Source organism: Sphingobium cupriresistens, from assembly GCF_004152865.1.
GTDB lineage: Bacteria > Pseudomonadota > Alphaproteobacteria > Sphingomonadales > Sphingomonadaceae > Sphingobium > Sphingobium cupriresistens.
Genome location: NZ_SEOO01000017.1, coordinates 1 through 17,510 on the forward strand (window position 1 = coordinate 1; position 17,510 = coordinate 17,510).

At 63.8% G+C, this 17,510-nt stretch carries 12 protein-coding genes; 1 reads left to right on the forward strand and 11 read right to left on the reverse strand.

The window, feature by feature from the left end; all coding sequences use genetic code 11:
- The coding region (locus EWH12_RS22220; protein WP_165363617.1) for an RNA-directed DNA polymerase at nt 1-569 on the reverse strand (569 nt) is incomplete at its 3' end.
- A 16-nt stretch (nt 570-585) separates the two neighbouring features.
- On the opposite strand from EWH12_RS22220, the gene EWH12_RS11450 reads away from it, so the two are divergent.
- Nucleotides 586-1,733 (forward strand): IS3 family transposase gene (locus tag EWH12_RS11450; RefSeq protein WP_129926652.1). Its coding sequence is split into 2 segments (ribosomal slippage): nt 586-844 and nt 844-1,733, totalling 1,149 coding nucleotides; the frame shifts between segments, so codons are not numbered across the junction.
- Between the two features lie 412 nt (nt 1,734-2,145).
- Here the strand turns inward: EWH12_RS11450 and EWH12_RS11455 are convergent.
- The 10 genes from EWH12_RS11455 to EWH12_RS11500 form a co-directional block, all read right to left on the reverse strand.
- Nucleotides 2,146-4,002 (reverse strand): ATP-binding protein, encoded by a 1,857-nt coding sequence (locus EWH12_RS11455; RefSeq protein ID WP_129926653.1) that lies wholly within the window; start codon nt 4,000-4,002, stop codon nt 2,146-2,148.
- Nucleotides 3,999-5,300, reverse strand: a complete 1,302-nt coding sequence (locus EWH12_RS11460; RefSeq protein WP_207212393.1) for an SIR2 family protein — start codon at nt 5,298-5,300, stop codon at nt 3,999-4,001. The genes EWH12_RS11455 and EWH12_RS11460 overlap by 4 nt, the downstream gene beginning before the upstream one ends.
- A 449-nt stretch (nt 5,301-5,749) precedes the next feature.
- Entirely contained in the window at nt 5,750-6,358 is a 609-nt protein-coding gene (locus EWH12_RS11465) for a DsbA family protein (RefSeq protein ID WP_165363618.1), read from the reverse strand.
- A gap of 47 nt (nt 6,359-6,405) precedes the next feature.
- Nucleotides 6,406-7,809: an efflux transporter outer membrane subunit gene (locus EWH12_RS11470; protein WP_129926655.1), complete on the reverse strand. Its 1,404-nt coding sequence runs from the start codon at nt 7,807-7,809 to the stop codon at nt 6,406-6,408.
- Nucleotides 7,796-8,962 carry an efflux RND transporter periplasmic adaptor subunit gene (locus EWH12_RS11475; RefSeq protein WP_129926656.1) on the reverse strand — a complete coding sequence of 389 codons (1,167 nt, stop codon included), beginning with the start codon at nt 8,960-8,962 and terminating at the stop codon, nt 7,796-7,798. The genes EWH12_RS11470 and EWH12_RS11475 overlap by 14 nt, the downstream gene beginning before the upstream one ends.
- Entirely contained in the window at nt 8,955-12,137 is a 3,183-nt protein-coding gene (locus tag EWH12_RS11480; RefSeq protein WP_129926657.1) for an efflux RND transporter permease subunit, read from the reverse strand. Before EWH12_RS11480 ends, EWH12_RS11475 begins: the two co-directional genes overlap by 8 nt.
- 161 nt (nt 12,138-12,298) lie before the next feature.
- Nucleotides 12,299-13,795: an apolipoprotein N-acyltransferase gene (gene lnt, locus EWH12_RS11485; protein ID WP_129926658.1), complete on the reverse strand. Its 1,497-nt coding sequence runs from the start codon at nt 13,793-13,795 to the stop codon at nt 12,299-12,301.
- Entirely contained in the window at nt 13,792-15,987 is a 2,196-nt protein-coding gene (locus EWH12_RS11490; RefSeq protein WP_207212394.1) for a protein-disulfide reductase DsbD family protein, read from the reverse strand. Before EWH12_RS11490 ends, lnt begins: the two co-directional genes overlap by 4 nt.
- Nucleotides 15,988-16,062: 75 nt before the next feature.
- Nucleotides 16,063-16,623: a DsrE family protein gene (locus tag EWH12_RS11495; protein ID WP_242496029.1), complete on the reverse strand. Its 561-nt coding sequence runs from the start codon at nt 16,621-16,623 to the stop codon at nt 16,063-16,065.
- The gene (locus EWH12_RS11500) at nt 16,620-17,501 is read right to left on the reverse strand and encodes a class I SAM-dependent methyltransferase (protein ID WP_242496030.1); all 882 of its coding nucleotides are present in this window, start codon (nt 17,499-17,501) and stop codon (nt 16,620-16,622) included. Before EWH12_RS11500 ends, EWH12_RS11495 begins: the two co-directional genes overlap by 4 nt.
- Nucleotides 17,502-17,510: the final 9 nt, after the last annotated feature.

A 17,510-nucleotide genomic window follows, 5' to 3' on the forward strand; every position in this document is an offset into this window, starting at 1 on the left:
GGGACTTGCGTCCGCTGTTCGCCGAATGGGTGTTCGGCGAGGGCCTTTCGGAAGGGCAGTCGCAATAGCTTGGCCGTGATGACATTTACCGCTGACAGAACCATGCCAATTAGCTCTGACATCCACACAATAGCGGTGCAGATCACTTCGGCAATGTAGCGGGAGGCGTCGGGCCCAACTGGGATCCCGATTGTCTGTCCATCTTGCCCAGCCCGAAGGATGAGATCGAGCCGGTTCATGAAGAGGTTGGCGGAGTTCGCGCGCCGATCGGCTTTGGAAGCCGCCTTACCGTGAAAGGCCCATGGAATAGAGTGGGTATAGATCGAATGATAAAATCGTGAGATGTCCGTCTTTGCGACGAAACGGTAAGGCGCGAGCCTCCCAAGGCGGGCTGACTCCAACTCTGAATGCGTCGCGATTTCGACGGCGCGCTCACCATCGGGCGTCACGCGCGGTACAGATAGGCTAAACTGACTTAGTTGGAAGAACCTAGTGAGTTCAATTTCCCGATTTGAAATGAACTCTGGCCTGCTGCCGGTTTGGTGGACACCGAGATAAGGTGTTTTCACCTATCGGAGAGCAGGAATGCAGAGAAGGAAGTTCAGCCGCGAGTTCAAGCTTGAGGCGGTAAGATTGGTTCGGGAACGGGGTGTCGCGGTTGCGCAGGCCGCCCGCGATCTTGATGTGCACGAGAATGTGCTGCGTAAATGGGTTCGGGAGTTATCCGCCGATCCGGTTCAGGCCTTTCCCGGCAATGGCCAGATGAAGCCGGAGCAGTTGGAGATAGAGCGGCTGCGCCGCGAAGTGGCCAAGCTGAAGGCGGAAAGAGACATACTAAAAAAAGCCGCCGCCTACTTCGCGAGGGACTCGATATGAGATTCACCTTTATCGCGAAGCACCGAGGGATCTGGCCGGTGGCATGGATATGCGAGGCGCTCGGTGTTTCGCGAAGCGGCTTTCATGCCTGGCTGACGCGAGCGCCGTCGCAGCGGTCGCGCGATGATGAGGAGATCGGCGCCAGGATCAGGGCCAGCCATATCGGCAGCTATCGCACCTATGGTGCGCGTCGGGTCTGGCACGACCTTCTCGCCGAAGGCTATCAATGCGGTCTGCACAAGATCGAGAGGCTGATGCGCGATCAGGGCCTTCGGGCGCGTCCGCGTCGTCGCGGGCTTCCCAAAGATCAGGGCGAGCGATCCGTCATTGCTGGCAATGTGCTGGATCGCCAGTTCACGGCCGATAAGCCCAACCAGAAATGGGTGGCAGACTTCACCTATATCTGGACCGCAGAAGGATGGCTCTACGTGGCCGCCGTCATCGACCTGTTCTCCCGCAGAGTAGTAGGCTGGTCGATGAGCGCCACCATGACAGCACAGCTTGTCACGGATGCCCTCATCATGGCGATCTGGCGGCGTGGCAAGCCCGACGCCCTGCTGCACCATTCGGATCAGGGCAGCCAATATACGAGCGAGCAGTTCCAGCGGCTCATGGCAGATAATGGCGTCACCTGTTCGATGAGCAGGTCCGGAAATTGCTGGGATAATGCCGCCATGGAAAGCTTCTTCTCATCCCTCAAGACCGAGCGGATCGGGAAGAAGGTCTACCGATCCAGAGCCCAGGCGAAGGCCGACGTGTTCGACTATATCGAATGCTTCTACAACCCGACCCGGCGGCACTCGACCCTTGGCTATCTCAGCCCCATAGATTTCGAACGGGAAGCTGGTCTAGCCTGATTGAGCCTATCTCGGTGTCCGCCAAACCGGCAGCAGGCCACTCTGCTAAATCGTGGCCGGTTTCGGGATGTACGAGTGAAAAAACTCGCCGCGTCATTCCGCGCTTGGACGCATTGTAGGTAGCCGCGCGAACGGCATCGCGAGACTGGGAATACCAAGTGCGTTTTTGTGCTAGGTAAATGCCCAGCGCATCAGTCGTGAATGTCGGAGGAAGATTTTCAGGAAGGTAGCCCTTCCTCAATAGGTCATCTTTGATCGACATCCGTTAATCTACCCCGTCACGGTCTACCCGCCAGATCATGCGCGTTTATAATATGTCTCGAAACTTATCTCGCCACTCGTGTTTCAAGTCGTCTGATCATGCGCGAATGAACAATCAAAATCCGGCGCGCCCCCGTCAGCGTAGTGCCGCCTAGAACGGAATCTCATCGTCAAAATCGCCATCAAACTGCGGGTTCGGCGCAGGAACAGCCGGGGCGGTGACAGCAGCGACGGCGGCCGGCACATTCCCAAGCTCCGCCACAATTAGCGCGTCGCTCGCGTTGGCAGCGGACTGTGCTGAGGCCAGAGCAGCCCGCGCCCGTCGCGCTTTCCAGAAGCTCTGAAATTCTGGGCCCTTTGAGTCAGGCGGATACTCCGGCGGGTGGATGAACAACGGAACGGGGGCAGGAATGTCCGGGCCAATCACGACAGCTTCGCCGGGTGCCAGCATCGGAACAAACTGCGCCGCGCCGCGATCGAGGTCACCGCAGGCCCGCTCGACCGTCTCACGATCCTGATCGTTGGTCAGGCGATGGACAAACAATGTTCCGAGCTGACTCATGACATCCTGCGGGATATCGCGTGGGCGCTGTGTGGCGAGAACGCAGGTCAGGCCATATTTGCGACCTTCCTTGGCGATCAAACCAAAGGAATCCAATTTCACCGAGCTATAGTCGTCGCCGACCGAGCGTCCGAGAAACTGGTGCGCCTCGTCGAGGAACACGACAAGCGGCGACGTCCTAAAGGCACCGCCCCGCGCTTCCGCCAGCAGGAAGCGGCCAATTACGTTGAGCAGAATCTCGCGCGTATTGTGCTCGAACCGCACGTCCTTGAACGAGATAACGGCGATATCCCGGCTGTCATCCGCCAGGAATGCGCGGAGTTCGGTGACGAGCGAAGCGCCCCGCGTCCGGAAAATGCACTCGAGTTCTCGCGATGCGAGGAGGGTGTTGACCCGCGCAATCAGAGACTCGCAATAGCCGAGTGACGTCTGGTCGCCATCGCCAAAATTCGATGGGTTGTTCCTCCCGGTTCCCCACACGCACTCATTTTTCACCTGTTCGGCAAGGTTGGTGATATCGAAATCGCAAGCCGGATTGTGCAGTCGGACGGCATGCGCCTGCAGCGCGTTGAAATAGGCCGAACGGGGCCGTCCTGCCTTCTCAACTAGGCCATTGTTGATGTGCAGACCGTTCGGGACGGCCGTGCCAACGGCGGCGACGAGCTTCAGACTCTTGATGGCCTCGCGAAGCCGCGGTCCCTGGCTTTGCCCGGATGGTCGGAACAGCGAGAACAAGTCGTCCTCGGTAACTTGACGGTAGGGGAAGTGCACCAGCTTGGCGGCACCGACGGGCGCATCGAAGACGAAAACATTGTCAACATTGCCCATCTCGGCGAATTCACCGGTGGGATCGAGGACGATCGCGCGGCCACCGGCTTTCTTAAGCTGTTGCACCAGCGTGGCGACCGTCCAGCTTTTACCGCCGCCCGTGGCACCGAACACACCGCAGTGCCGACCGAAGATTTTCTCCGGCGGCAGGCAAACATCGACGCCGTCGGCGGCATCGATCCGGCCAATGCTCAACGTCAGCTCGTCTTCATTCACGACTGCATTGCGGATGAGCGTGGCTAGCTGGCTCGGCTCGGCCAGATACACACCGTCGCCGATTCTCGGAAAATCCGGCAAGCCGCGCCGCAGCTTGTTCGAGCGTTGCTCGACCGCAGCGAGGAGTTGCACACGACCGATCGGGTTGGTGACTGCCGTCTTCCCGAGCGACGGCTCAACCGTAAGCCGCTCGGCATCGGGTATTTTCGTCTCGACGATCCTGCCCAGGATCTGAAACCGCTCGCAGTCGACGAACACGAAATCGCCGACCGCGCCCAGCGAAAGCCCGCGCCGTTCCGGGACCGCTGCGGCGTTGGGCAAATTCACATGCACATACGAGGCCGTCACCTGCGTGATCGTGCCGATGTAGCGATCGGGATTAATCGGATTGACGCGCGTCACGCCTTGACGTCCATGCCGTCCCTGAGCGTGCGGACACGCTGCATATGCCGTTCGCGATCGGTCTCGCCGATCAGATCGGGCAAAGCCGAGACCAAGTCCTGGAAGCGACCGTTGATCAGATGGATCCGTGCGTCGCCCCCGGCCACCATGCGCTTGAACGCTGCGAGGAACTGGTTCTTGGGCTCCGCTACCGCTGTCAGCGACTGATCTCCTCCGTCCAGATTGGCCGAGGGGATGAAGGCGGGGTCGCAGATCACGAGCCGAAGCGACATATTGGCTTCTACCGCTGACAGGATCGGCCGGCTGATATGATCGTCGTTGAACCCGAACCCCGATATCAGCACCGCCGTGTCGGGCTCGCGCAATGCAGCCTGAAATGCGCCAATCATGTCGAGATAGGGCGCTTCGAAGCTTTCCTGATATTTGCTCGAGCGGGGATAGATGAGGACCGGGTTGCCCTCGGGGCCGCGCGAGCGGAAAATGTCCGATGCCTGTCTGCGCCAGTCGAGCGAGCCGTGCAGTTTGTAGAGGTGGAAGACATTCTCGATATAGTCGGGTGCCTCCCGCTGGCCCGAGCGGCGGACGATATCGAACTCGAAGTGGCTGCGGTCATAGACCTGATCGAGACCGTGCGAGAATCCGTCGATGATGGTGAAACGATGTCGGCGCGCCGCTTCCTCGAAGCAGAGGTCGTAGTTGGTCGTGAAGAGCTTCGAGCGCGCCTTGCGGACACCGCGACGGCCGATCTTCTGGATGAGGCCAGCATGGGCATCGAGATTGGTTGTTCGGTCGACGAAGTCGACACGGGCTAGGATCGCCTTCTCGGCGGCCTTCACGAACCCGTCGATTCTCAAATAGGTTTCATCCTCGACAGCCGTCTCGTGCAGTTCGAGATAGAGTTTGCAGAGCGTCAGCAGCCGCTCGATGTTATCCTCAATCTTGGCGCTGGCGAACGTATCGCACACAGCCTTGAAGGCTTCAGCGCCGACCTTCGCTTCCACGGCTTTCCACACATCCCACATGCCGGCCGGCGTGAGCTTGTCGGCCGCGTTGGATGCGGCGAACGATGATCCCGTTCCGGTTAGCACGACGACGTTCGTGGCATTGAGGACGTTCAAGAGACTGCTTTCAATTGCGCGCTGCGTGCCCGGCTCTTCAACACGGTCGCCTTCCGCGTTCATCTTGTCCTTGAACGCACGCCAGCCATCGCCGGGGACGAACAGCCGCAGCTGTGCCGCGTCGGCAACCTTGTCATTCCAATACGTCATCCGCCCCCGTACCATCCCTTTTCTGTTCATCTCGACCCTAGCATCTTTTGAAATACCCGGCAGCCATGAACTCGGGCTCGGTGCGGCGGGTGATGATTATGGTCGGCCCTACGGTGTCTGCTTCCACCCTCAGTTGCCCTGAAGCGGACAGGAGAATGTCCCACAAGCCGTCAATCAGGCGGTCTGCGGGGCTCAATGGCGTAGCGGCTGCGGGTTTAGAGTAGGAAGCGGCGGCAAACGGCGGCCCAAGGCGAAATGGCGGGCCACGCCCGATGATGATGAGCACTATACCTACGCTGTGGCACTACGTTAGAGCCGCTTCGAGGCGCCAGCGCGGGTGCCGCAGGGGGGGCGAACACGACCCCCTCGGCGCCAGCGAGTTGCGCTTCCGGACCTATTATGTCTAGTCGCCATAGCGCGAGCGCGCAGCTTAGCTGCGATATGATGCGGATATCGAGATAGGGGTGTTGAACACGAGATCAGCCATGAAGTTCGGCTCGGGCATCCGAAAAGGCTTTCGCAAATTCCGACCGACTTAGTGCCCCTTTCACCAGCAGAGGCCCAACGAGGAATGCGGGCGTGCCGGCAATGCCGAGAGCAAAAGCATGGGTCGCGTTTAGCGCCAAAGCGGTTTGGATTCTGTCTCGCCCTGCTTGAAGGTCACCGGTGAGGCGCGCCCAATTGGCGCCCATCCGCTCGACGATCGCACGCAGCAATGCCTCTGTGAGCGTGCCATGTTCACGCATCAATGCATGATGGATTTCGAAATAAAGCCCTTGAGGTTCGCTCGCCAGCGCCACCCGCGCTGCCTGTTTGGAGGTGTCGCCGAATATTGGCCAATCCTTGTATGCGACCTCGATCCGGCCATCCTCCCGCATCGCACTATCGAGTTCCGGCGCTGCCCGGCGACAGGCTGGGCATTGATAGTCGGTAAACACGACGACGCGCAGATCTGCATCTTCAGGGCCTTCCATTGGGCCACCGGGATCATGAAGGAGAGCCTGAGCCGTCGTGTTCGTCGAGACATCGATCCCAAGTGGTGCGGTTGCACGTAGATAAACACTGGCACCATAACCGATACCGATCATCCCGCTAAGTTGTAGCAGCTCTCGGCGTGAAAGGCGGCGCTTCCCTGTCATGTCGCGGTCGGGGTTCCGCCGCCAAGAGCACGGACCAGCGCTATCGCCGTTCGGGCGCGATCGAACGACACGGCGATGCTCGCCTGCTGCGCCGAGAGTGCCGCGGTCTGGGCAGTGACGACTTCCAGATAGTCCGCCGCACCATCCCGATAGCGATCGAACGCAAGCTGTTCCGCGCGCGCGGCGGCGCCAGTAGCGATACGCTGCTCGCGATCCTGATTGGCCAGCGCGTTGGACCGTGACAATCCGTCCTCAACCTCTTGAAACCCGTCGAGAACGGTCTGGCGATAAGCGGCCGCGAGTTCGGCATAGTCCGCACGGCTGATAGCGAGACGCGCGCGCCGCTGACCTCCATCGAACAGGTTGAGCAGCGTGCTGACCGGGCCGAGCCCCCAGAACAGAGTGTCGGCGCTGATGACGGGCGCCTCGGTTGCCTGATAACCCGCGCCAAGGCCCAGGTTGATGCTGGGATAGAATGCGGCGCGCGCGACCCCGATCCGCGCGTTCGCCGCCACGAGCCGGCGCTGCGCCTCGGCGATATCGGGGCGGCGCTGGAGCAGTTCGGAGGGAAGACCAGCGGGGAATTCAGGCAGAGTCAGCTTGTTCTCGGCGGGGGCGATCGTGAAAGTAGAGGCCGGCTCGCCCACGAGCGCGGCAATTCGGTGTTCGAGCGCAGACCTCTGCGCCTTCAATGCTTCCGAACGCGCGCGGGCATTGGCCAGTTGCGCGAGCGATCGACTGCGATCAACCCCCGAGGCGATCCCGCCCTCATAGCGCGTTCGGATCAGGTCATCGGCGCGGGTGAAGGCGGCGACGGTGCGCGCAAGCAATCCCTGTTCCGCATCGATGGCGCGTAGTTGGATATAGGTGTCGGCGACCGAGGCTTGCAGGCTGAGCCGCGCCGAATGCAAGGCGGCTTCCTGAGCCTGCGCGTCCGCCCGCGCCGCCCGCACGCTGTTGCGGACCCGCCCCCACAGGTCGAGTTCATAGTTGAGGCCAATACCGAAGATATATTGATTGGCGATGATCGGCGTGCCGGGGCCGATCGGGCGTCCGGAGGACAGCCGTTCGCGCGACGCACTGCCAGACAGATCGACGCTGGGGAATAGGTCGGCGCGGGTCGCGCGAGCCGCGGCCAGAGCGCGGTCATAGCGCGCGAGCGCCGCGGCCAAGGTCGGGGTGCGCTCGTCGAGCCGTCCCATGAGGCCATCTAGCACCGGATCGCCGAACCCCTTCCACCACTCTCCGCGATCAAGATGATCGCCCGGCGCAGCGTGGGACCAGCCTGCGGCATGCCGGAACTGCGCCGGCGTCGCCACGGAAGGGGTCTGCATCGGCGGGAGCGTCGAACATCCCGCCAGGCCGAGCGCGGCCAGCGCGACGAGGCTAGGGCTTCGCATTGGGCGCCGACGTCTGCTTTGCGGGCACGACCCGCACCCGGTCTCCTGCGGCCAGTGCGTCGGGCGGGGTTTGCACAACCCGATCGGTGCGCTTGAGGCCGTTCAGAATTTCGATCGTCGGTCCGAGATCGCGCCCGAGCATGACGGGACGCAGCGCGACCACGCCGCTGCCATCGACGACAGCCACCTGCGCCCCTTGAGACCCGAGGATCATTGCGCTTGCGGGAATCTGCAACGTGCCTTCACCGCCAGGCAGCGCGATATGCACTTCGGCATAGGCACCGGGGCGCAAGCGGCCATTGCGATTGTCGACCAGAAACTCGACGAGCATCGTCCCGGACTGGCGATCGACCGCATCAGCAAGGCGCGACAGTGACGCCTGATAGGTCTCGCCGGGCCGCTCTGGCACGGTGAACGTTGCGCGGGTTCCCTGTGCGAGCTGGCCGGACACCGCCTGCGGAACGCGCACATAGAGCCGCAGCCGGCTGACATCGGCGATCGTAAACATCGGCTCGGCGCCGGGCGTTGTCCCGCTGACCAGCGCGCCAAGCTGCGCCGACCGGCTCGTGACAACGCCGTCGAACGGCGCGGTCAAGCGGGTGAAGCCGCTGAGCGCGCTCAGCCGCCCGACATCGGCCTGGGCTGCCTGCGCGCGGGCATCGGCCGACGCGAACTGGCCCTGCTTCTCGTCAGTCTCCTGGCGCGACACCGCATCCTTCTTGAACAGACCATCCCAGCGTGTGGCGGTGGTCTCCGCCAGCCTGCGATCGGCGGTCGCGGTCCGATAGGCCGCACGCGCCTGCGCAAGCTGCTGGTCGAGTTCTGGGGCGTCGAGTATCGCAAGTGTCTGGCCGCGCCGAACGCGGTCGCCGATGTCCGCCCTCCATTCGCGCACATAACCCGAAACGCGGGCGTTGATCGCAGCCCTGTTATAGGGATCGAGATTGCCGGGCAGGACGATTTCACCCGGCTGACCCGGCCTGGGCGGCGCGACGGCGACCGTGGGCAAGGCGTTTTCCGCTGCGATTTCGGCCTGCTCGCGTTCCGCGGCGCCCCGCGACACGAGGCCGCCGCCGACGAGCGCGGCCACGAGCATGGCAGCGCCGGCGCCGTAGAGGCTGGAGCGCCGTTTATGGAAAGGTCGATCAGACATGCTGGAGTTCAAGCTCCTTGCCAGGTGCGGAGGGCGCGCCCTTGCGGTGCGCGAAGCTGAAGAGGGCAGGCACGAACAGCAGCGTCGCCACCGTCGCGAAGATCAGCCCGCCGATGACGGCGCGGCCGAGCGGCGCGTTCTGCTCGGCGCCTTCGCCGATGCCGATCGCCATAGGCGCCATGCCGATGATGATGGCGAACGCCGTCATCAGCACCGGCCTGAACCGCACCGACGCCGCCTCGATCGCTGCCTGGGTGGCGTCACCCAGCACTGCGAGACGCTCGCGCGCGAAGCTGACGACGAGGATGGCGTTGGCCGTGGCGACGCCCATGCACATGATCGCACCGGTCAGCGCCGGCACCGAAATGGTCGTCCCGGTTAGGAATAGCATCCAGACGATGCCGGCGAAGGCGGCGGGCAACGCGCCAATGATGACGAGCGGATCGACCCAGCTCTGGAAGTTGACGACGATCACCAGATAGATGAGCAGGACGGCCCCGATCAGCCCTAGCGCTAGCCCGCTGAACGCCTGGTTCATGGTCTGATACTGGCCGGCGATGGTTACAGTGACGCCCTTTGGCCGATCTTGATCGAGGTCGGAGATGATTCGCTGAACATCGCCCACCACTGCGCCGAGATCGCGCGCCTGCGGCGTTGCATAGATGTTGACGACTGGCTGGATGTTAGCGCGGCTCGCGACATTGATCGTCGTGCTGCGGGTCACGCCGCCAAGCCCGCCCAGGGTCTGCGAAGCGCCACCGCCCGAGGGCAGGACCGGCAGTGACTCGATCGCCGCGATCGTATCGACGTCGAGTTCTGGCACCTGCGCTACGACGGGATAGGAGATGCCGTTCTCAGGGTTCAGCCAATAGACCGGCGCGGTTTGCTGTGTCCCGGCGAGCGCGGTCGCGACATTGGTCGTGACGTCGCGCTGGGTCAGGCCATATTGAGCGATGCGCGCGCGATCGATGTCGACGTCAAGCTGCGGCGCTCGCGAGGATTGCTGGATACGCGCATCGGCGAGGCCGGGGACGCCGCGAAGGCGCTTCAGAAGTTTCTGGGCATAGGCTTCGTTCGCGGCAACGTTGCGGCCGCGCACCTGGATGTCGATCGGCGCGGGCGATCCGAAATTGAGGATTTGGCTGGTGATGTCGGCGGGCAGGAAAGCAAAGTCGATTCCGGGGAAGCTTTTGGGCAATTCCCGGCGCAACGCAGCGACGTGATCCGCCGTCGCCGTGCGCTCCTCGCCAAGGGCAATCATGAGGTCGCCATCGTTCGACCCGACCGTCCCGCTGTTGTTGTAGATCGTGTTGAGCGGCGCCGAAGACAGCCCGACATTGCTGACCATCGTCTTGATCTCTTTGCCGGGAATGATCTCGCGCACCCGCGCCTGCACGCGCGAGAGCAGCGCTGCAGTATCTTCGATCCGCGTCCCCGCCGGCGCGCGAACGTGCATGGTAATCTGTCCGGCATCGACGCTCGGGAAGAAGTCTCGTCCAAGCGTCGGGATCAACAGCAGCGAGGCAAGCATGACGCCCAGGAAGGCCGGCATGAAGATCCGGCGCGCGGTGAGCACGCGCGCGAGCAGCGTTGCGAAGCGGTCGCGCAGACCATCGAACCAGCGCGAAAAGCGATGCTGGAAACGAACCAACGGATTACGTGAGGTAGCCTTGGCGTCCTCCTCGCCATGATGATGCGGACGCAGCAGATACATCGCCATCGTCGGGATCAGGGTGCGCGACAGGATGAACGAAGCGATCATCGCGAAGATGACGGCGAGTGCCATCGGCACGAACAGATAGCCGGCAACGCCCGGCAGGAAGAACATCGGCACGAACACGATGCAGATGCAGGTGACGGCGACGAAGGCCGGGGCCACGATCTGCGCCGCGCCGTCCATAATCGAGCGCAGCACCGGCTTGCCGTGCTCAAGGTGCCAATTGACGTTCTCGATCGTCACCGTCGCGTCGTCGACGAGGATACCGATTGCCAGCGCAAGACCGCCCAGCGTCATGATATTGAGTGTGTGCCCTGTAGCGCCCAACGCAAAGATCGCGCCGAGGATCGCCAGCGGAATGGTGATGACGATGATGACCGTCGATCGCCACGAGCCGAGAAACAGGAGGATCATCAGGGAGGTCAGGACCGCGGCCAGCACACCCTCGAACGCGACGCCTGATACCGCAGCTTTCACCAACACCGACTGGTCGCTGATGAGCTGAACACGCAGGTTGTCGGGGAGACCCTCTACGATCAGCGGAATGCGGTTGCGGATCGTGTCGACGATGGTGAGCGTCGAGGCCGCGCCGCTCTTCAGCACTGTCATGAGCACCGAGCGCTGGCCTTCGACCTGCACGATATTGGTCTGCGGCGGCGCGCCGTCGCGCACCTGCGCCACATCGCGCATGATGATCGTTGCGCCGTTCACGGTCTTGACCGGGAGACTGTTGAGTTGCTCGACCGAGCCCGGCGCGCTGTTTAGACGAACATTATACTGGAGGCCGCCAACCTTGGCGAAGCCGGCTGGCGTGATCTGGGTCTGCGCGGCGATCGCAGCCGCCACATCGCTGGCCGAAAGACCCTTCGATCTCAGCGCCTCGGGGTTGATGTCGATCTGGATCTGGCGCTGTTTGCCGCCGAACGGGAACGGCATGGCGACGCCCGGCACCGTGATAAGCTGGGGCCGGATCTGGTTGGTGCCGAGATCATAAAGCTGTTGCTCACTCAAGCCCTCGCCGGAGAGCGCCACTTGCACGATCGGCACCGTCGAGGCGTCATAATTGACGATAAGCGGCGGCGTGATGCCGGGCGGCAACTGCCGTAGGACGGTCTGCGAAATCGAGGTCACCTGCGCCGTCGCGGTGCGGATATCGGCATTGGGCTGGAAGTAGATGCGCACGACCGCTACGCCGTTCATCGATTGGCTCTCGATCCGGTCAATGTCGTTGACGGTCGTGGTCAGCACACGCTCGAACGGATTGATGATTCGCCCGGCCATGTCCTCGGGCGACAGCCCGTTATAGGTCCAGGCCGTCGCAATGACCGGCACACCGATGCGCGGGAAAATGTCGACCGGCATTCGCAGAACGGACAAAATTCCCAGACCGAAGATGAGCACGGCCATGACGATGAAGGTCAGCGGTCGCGTCAGCGCGACGCGCACGAGCGCCATCATCGGGACCGGTTCCGGAACAGAGGCATCTTGGTGAGCATCGTTGGTCCTCCCGCGAGATCGCGAAAAAGACGGCTCAGCTTAAGGCTGCCTTATGAGATGCTGCACCGCGAAAATATCGGCCAAATAGGACGCTCGCCTGCGCGAACGTGATTCCGGCGCCGTCAAATGTGACGGCGACGTGGTCGGCCGTGCTTCTGACGCTTGAGAAGCAGCGCGGCGAGCATGGTGATGGCCGCGCACAGCGGCAGAACCGGACCCCAACGGCTGAAGACGGTGGCGGCGTTGGGGGCCGGCAGGACGGCATCGAGCCGCGCGGCTTCGTGCGCTGGCAGGCTGGCCGCGATTGCGCCGTCGGCCCGAATGACCGCCGTGCGGCCCGTCGGCGTGGCGCGAATGATCGGCAATCCCTGCTCGATCGCACGCAGGCGCGCCTGGGCGAGATGCTGTTCGGGTCCACCCTTGCCGAACCAGGCGTCGTTGGACGGATTGAAAAGGAACGCTGGCCGGTGCGATCGATCGATCACGCCTGATGGGAATACGATCTCGTAGCAGATGGATATGCCCAGCCTGAGGCCGTCGATATCAAGTGTTTGCGGGCCAGGTCCTGGAACGAAGTCCGCCTCGCCCGGCACCAGTCGGGCGGCACCGAGCCGCTCCAGCAACCCTGCAAACGGCAGATATTCGCCGAAGGGCACGAGCTGCGCCTTGTCGTAGCGGCCGAGAAGGCGTCCGGCGGCGTCGAGGACGAAGACACTGTTGGTATAGCGGCCGTCTCCAGCTTCGCCGGTCGCGCCGGTGAACAGCAGGTCTCGCGGACCTAGAATCGATGCCGCTCGCGATCGAAGCGCGGGATCGGCATCGAGCGGCTCTATGATCGCTGCTTCAGGCCAGAAGACAAGCTGCGGGGCTGCGGTAGTTCCAGGCGGACCGCTGAGGCTGCGATAGCGTTCGAGTTGCATCCTCGCCTGACCCGGCCGCCATTTGTCGGCCTGATCGATATTCACCTGCACGAGACGGATCGGGACTTCCGTATCGGGTGCGGCTCGGGGACCAGCCAGTGCGAGCGTGAGGACGAGCATCGCGGGCGCCAGAGACATCGCGGCCGCACCAGCGCGCCGCGTGACGGCCGCGAGCAGCCCCGCGATCGCTATGGTCACGCCCGATAGCCCGAGCGCGCCGATCACCGCCGCGCTTCGAGCCATCTCACCGAGCGGCAGCCAGATGACGCCCAGCGGATTCCACGGGAAGCCGGTCAACAGGACACCGCGTAACCATTCGGCCAGAATGAAGGTGGCGGCACTGGCAAGAGCGAAGCCGGCCGATCCGCTCGTTCGCGAGACAGCAAAAGCCGCGCCGAGCGACAATGCCCAATAGCCGGCAGTGTAGGCCGCCAGCAACGCCACCGCGGCCCATCCCAGCGATTGGGGCATCGCGGCCTGATAGGTGAAGGCATGCGCCAGCCAGGTCAGGCTGGCGCAGCCCAGGCCAAGGCCGAACCACCATCCGGCGCCCGCCGCCTGCCGCCACGATCGCGCGCCGCCCGCGTGGCGGAGCAGCAGAATCAGGCTCAACAGGGTAATCGGCCAAAGCGACCAGGGCGCGAAGCCGAGCGATGAGATCGCGCCAAGGGCGAAGATCGCCGCTCGGATCAGGATCACGAGGTCGACGCCTGCTCGACCAGCAGCCCGGCTGACAGTATCTGCGGCAGTTCGCGCTCCTCGCCGCCGCGCGTGACGAACAGATAATAGGGAACGGAGTTTCGGCCCCGCGAGGCCAGGAAGCGGGTGATGGCGGGATCGCCGCGCGTCCAGTCGCCGACCAGGGTGACGATGCCGGCCTGCGCGAAGGCGGCTTGGGTGTCATCACGGTCGATGGCGACGCGCTTGTTGACCTGGCAGATCAGGCACCAATCGGCGGTCATGTCGATGAAAACGGGCGTTCCCGCCGTTCGCAGTTCGGCCAGCCGTGCTTCGCTGAAAGGTTCCAGCCGGCCCGCTGAAGTCGTAGGGGCGGCCTGACTGCCGACGGCCAGAGGACCGGGCAACTGGATGGCGAAAACGACAAGAATCGAAGCCAGCACGGGGATCAGCGCCGGCCCAGCCTTGCGGCCGCCAGCCTGACGATGGCCCGTCCACCATAGCCCGACGCCCGCGAGGCCGGCGAGCAGGAGGCCGAAGCCCAAGCCGTCCACGCCGCTCTGGCGGCCAAGCACCCACGCAAGGCCGATCGCGGTGAGCAGCATGGGAATGGCCAGCACGCGGCGGAACGTCTCCATCCACTTTCCAGGCCGGGGCAGAATGCGCTGCAAGGCGGGAACGAAGGCAATCGCCAGGAAGGGCAGCGCCATACCGATGCCGAGCCCGGCGAACACCGCCAGCGTAGCGGACGCCGGCAGCACGAGCGCGGCACCGAGCGCAACGCCCAGGAACGGCCCGCTGCACGGGGTGGCGATGATCGCCGCGAGCGCGCCGGTGCCGAACGCACCGCTCCAGCCCGGCTGTGCCAACCGCCCGCCGGCAAGCGAAATGCCGTGGATTTCAAAAAGCCCCGCGAGATTGAGGGCGATGGCGAGCGACAGCAGCATCAGGACCAAGATGATGCGGGGATCCTGTAACTGGAACGACCAGCCGATGTCGTGGCCCAGCGCCCGCGCGCCAATCAGAATTGCGCCCAGAAGCGTGGTCGTGGCGACGCTGCCCGCGAAGTAGGCGACACCCTCTATCTTGGCCGTCCGTCGATCGATGCCCGACTTGGCCAGGCTGAGCGCCTTTAGCGAGAGGATCGGGAAAACGCACGGCATCAGGTTGAGCAACAGGCCGCCAAGGATCGCACCGGTCAGCGCGATCCGTAGCGCCGAGCCGTTACCGGCTTCCTCCGCTGCTGTTGATGGGGCGGGCTCAATCAACCGTTCGACCGTCGCGACGGTCGCGGTCGGACTGGAAAGACGCGCAGGCGCTTCTTCAGCCTCGGCGAGTGGACTACGCGCCGGGGTCGGTGCAGTCGTTGGTGAGCCGCTCAAGACAAAGCTTCTGCGGCCATCGGTCACGACGCCGGAAAACGCCCCCGCCGGCGCGAACCCCGACGCCGGAATGGTGATCTGGATCGCCCCGCCTTGTCCTCTCGTTACGCGCTGCGACGCGGCGGCGTCGAACCATCCCGCATCGACCGGAAAAAGGCGCGCGCTGGATGGATCGAGCCCTTGCGCGCCAATCACGTCGAAGATCCAATTCGCCCCCTGCCGCGTGATCGCGCTGCGCGCCTCGCCCGGACGCGGCAGTGCGGCCTCGGCGGCGGACATCAGCGCGCGGCTGCTGCCTGCCGCGCCGTCCCCTGCTGTAAGGTCGAGCCGAAGCGTGGCGCGCTCGGGAACGCACAGCGTGTCCGAGCAAGCAAGCCAGTTGAGATCGACTTCGATCGGAAGCCGCGTCCCTCGTGGGATCGATGGCGGCACGTCGAGATCGGCGAGCAAGGTGAAGGCGCCCTTGTGGACATAGCTGGCGAGACCGGCCAGTTCGAGCAGGGTCGGCGGCGGGTGTTGCAGTTCCCTGATCCGCACGCCCTGGGGCGCCCGCCACGCCGCTTCGACCGGCAGGCCGGAGTCGCCTGGATTGACCCAATATCCGTGCCAGCCGGACTCGGGCGTCATGCGGATGGCGATGCGGCTCGTCGCCCCCGGCCTGGGCGTCTCGGTCGAGGCATGAATGGATGCGTCGATATGTCGGCTGCCTTGGGCGGTGGCCAACGACGGGAAGGCGACAAGCAGGATCGCCAGCATGACCCAGAGAGGGAGGGCATTCAGCGATCCAAGCGACAACGGGGGCGTGGCCGGCGCCGGGCCGACGGTGTTCATGGAGCCGTGCATCACGGCGGCATCGGCCGCGCAGCTTAAGGCTGGCTTAGCAGCGCCGCCCGTGGAGCCCATTCCTCATGGGATCAACGCCCATCCCTTGAGCTGCAATGTGGCCAATGTGGTCATCGCGGAAAGATCGATGGTCACATTGGCTGACACCGACTGTCGCTCGATCCCCTGCCGCGCCAGTGCCTGTCCGCAAACACGAATGTCCACGCCTGCCTCCGTCAGGGCCGCGATCAGCGGTGTATTCGGATTGTCATGCCCGAAGCGCACTCCATAGGCCGCGTCGCCCAAAACAGACACGGTCGGCGGCCCATGCACCACCGCTACCACGTCTCCGCGCTTCGTGCGGATGCCGGCGGAACCAAGCAGGTTCACGAACCGCGCGACCTTATCGAGACCGGGATTGGGTTGGTCCGGCTTTTCTGCCCCTTCCGTCACGTCGAACACGACCCTGTAGGTAAGCGCAGGGTCGGGTTGGCCGCCTGCTCCCGCCATCGGCGTGATGGTCCCGAACCGCGCGACCACCGGATGACGTGGGTCCGGCGCCGATTGCGCGCTGGCGCTCGTCGTGCTGGCGGTCGCCAGCGCGGCGGCGACCAAGGCGATCCCGGTCTCGCGCCGGGTCATCATGCCGTCCTCCCGGCATGGGCTGTGACGAACAAGGCTTTCGACGGCAAGCCGACGCCCTCGGGGGTTTCCCGCCCAGCGAACATGCGGACGAGATCGTCCCGGACGGCCGCCTGCTGTGAAGGATCGAGATCCTTGATGAGATCGCCGATATGCAGGGACTCCAGCGTGAAGGACGCGGCCTCATCTGTGCCGTTCCCCGGTCCGCCGATATATTGGATTCCTTCCCAGGCGACGATATCAACATCATCGAAATTAGCATTGCCCAGCAGGTCACGCACATAGTCGGTTTCGCCAAGCGCGAAGGGACCGGGCGCGCGCGGCACGGGCGGCGGAAGCTCGATATGCCGCGCGAGCACGTCGATCATGGCGGTGAACCACGGGTTCTCGCCCGGCGGCGCCCAGACGGCGATATCGAGCCGGCCACCATTCACCAGCATGCGACGCAGATTGGCGAAAGCCGCATAGGGATCGGCGAAGAACATCGAACCGAAGCGCGAGAACAGCCGGTCGAACGGCGCCCCGGCCGGCATCACGCTCCCTGCATCGGCGACCTCGAAAGCGATATTCGCAATTTCCTCGTCCCGCGCACGCTCGCGCGCCGCCCCGATGAGAACTGGCGAGATATCGACCCCTACGACCCCGCCCTCCGGGCCGACCATCCCGGCGATCCGCCGCGTTGTCCATCCGCCGCCGCAGCCGATATCGACGACGCTTTCGACTTGCCTGTAGCCGGCATGGGAGAGCAGCGCGGCGCCGATCGGCTCAATCATTCGCTCCAGACTGTCGAGATTGGCCAGCCAGCGGTCGCCCGAGGCGCCAGCCCAATCCGAGGCGGTTAAAGCGCCCTTGTCAGATGCCCTTGTCATGTTCTCCTTCATATCGCTCTC

Excerpts from the sequence above, each read along its gene's own strand:
- EWH12_RS11460 (WP_207212393.1), bottom strand. The coding sequence starts at position 5,300 with ATGAACAGAAAAGGGATGGTACGGGGGCGGATGACGTATTGGAATGAC.
- EWH12_RS11465 (WP_165363618.1), bottom strand. The coding sequence starts at position 6,358 with ATGATCGGTATCGGTTATGGTGCCAGTGTTTATCTACGTGCAACCGCA.
- EWH12_RS11470 (WP_129926655.1), bottom strand. The coding sequence starts at position 7,809 with ATGCGAAGCCCTAGCCTCGTCGCGCTGGCCGCGCTCGGCCTGGCGGGA.
- EWH12_RS11475 (WP_129926656.1), bottom strand. The coding sequence starts at position 8,962 with ATGTCTGATCGACCTTTCCATAAACGGCGCTCCAGCCTCTACGGCGCC.
- EWH12_RS11480 (WP_129926657.1), bottom strand. The coding sequence starts at position 12,137 with ATGATGGCGCTCGTGCGCGTCGCGCTGACGCGACCGCTGACCTTCATC.
- EWH12_RS11490 (WP_207212394.1), bottom strand. The coding sequence starts at position 15,987 with ATGAACACCGTCGGCCCGGCGCCGGCCACGCCCCCGTTGTCGCTTGGA.
- EWH12_RS11495 (WP_242496029.1), bottom strand. The coding sequence starts at position 16,623 with ATGATGACCCGGCGCGAGACCGGGATCGCCTTGGTCGCCGCCGCGCTG.
- EWH12_RS11500 (WP_242496030.1), bottom strand. The coding sequence starts at position 17,501 with ATGAAGGAGAACATGACAAGGGCATCTGACAAGGGCGCTTTAACCGCC.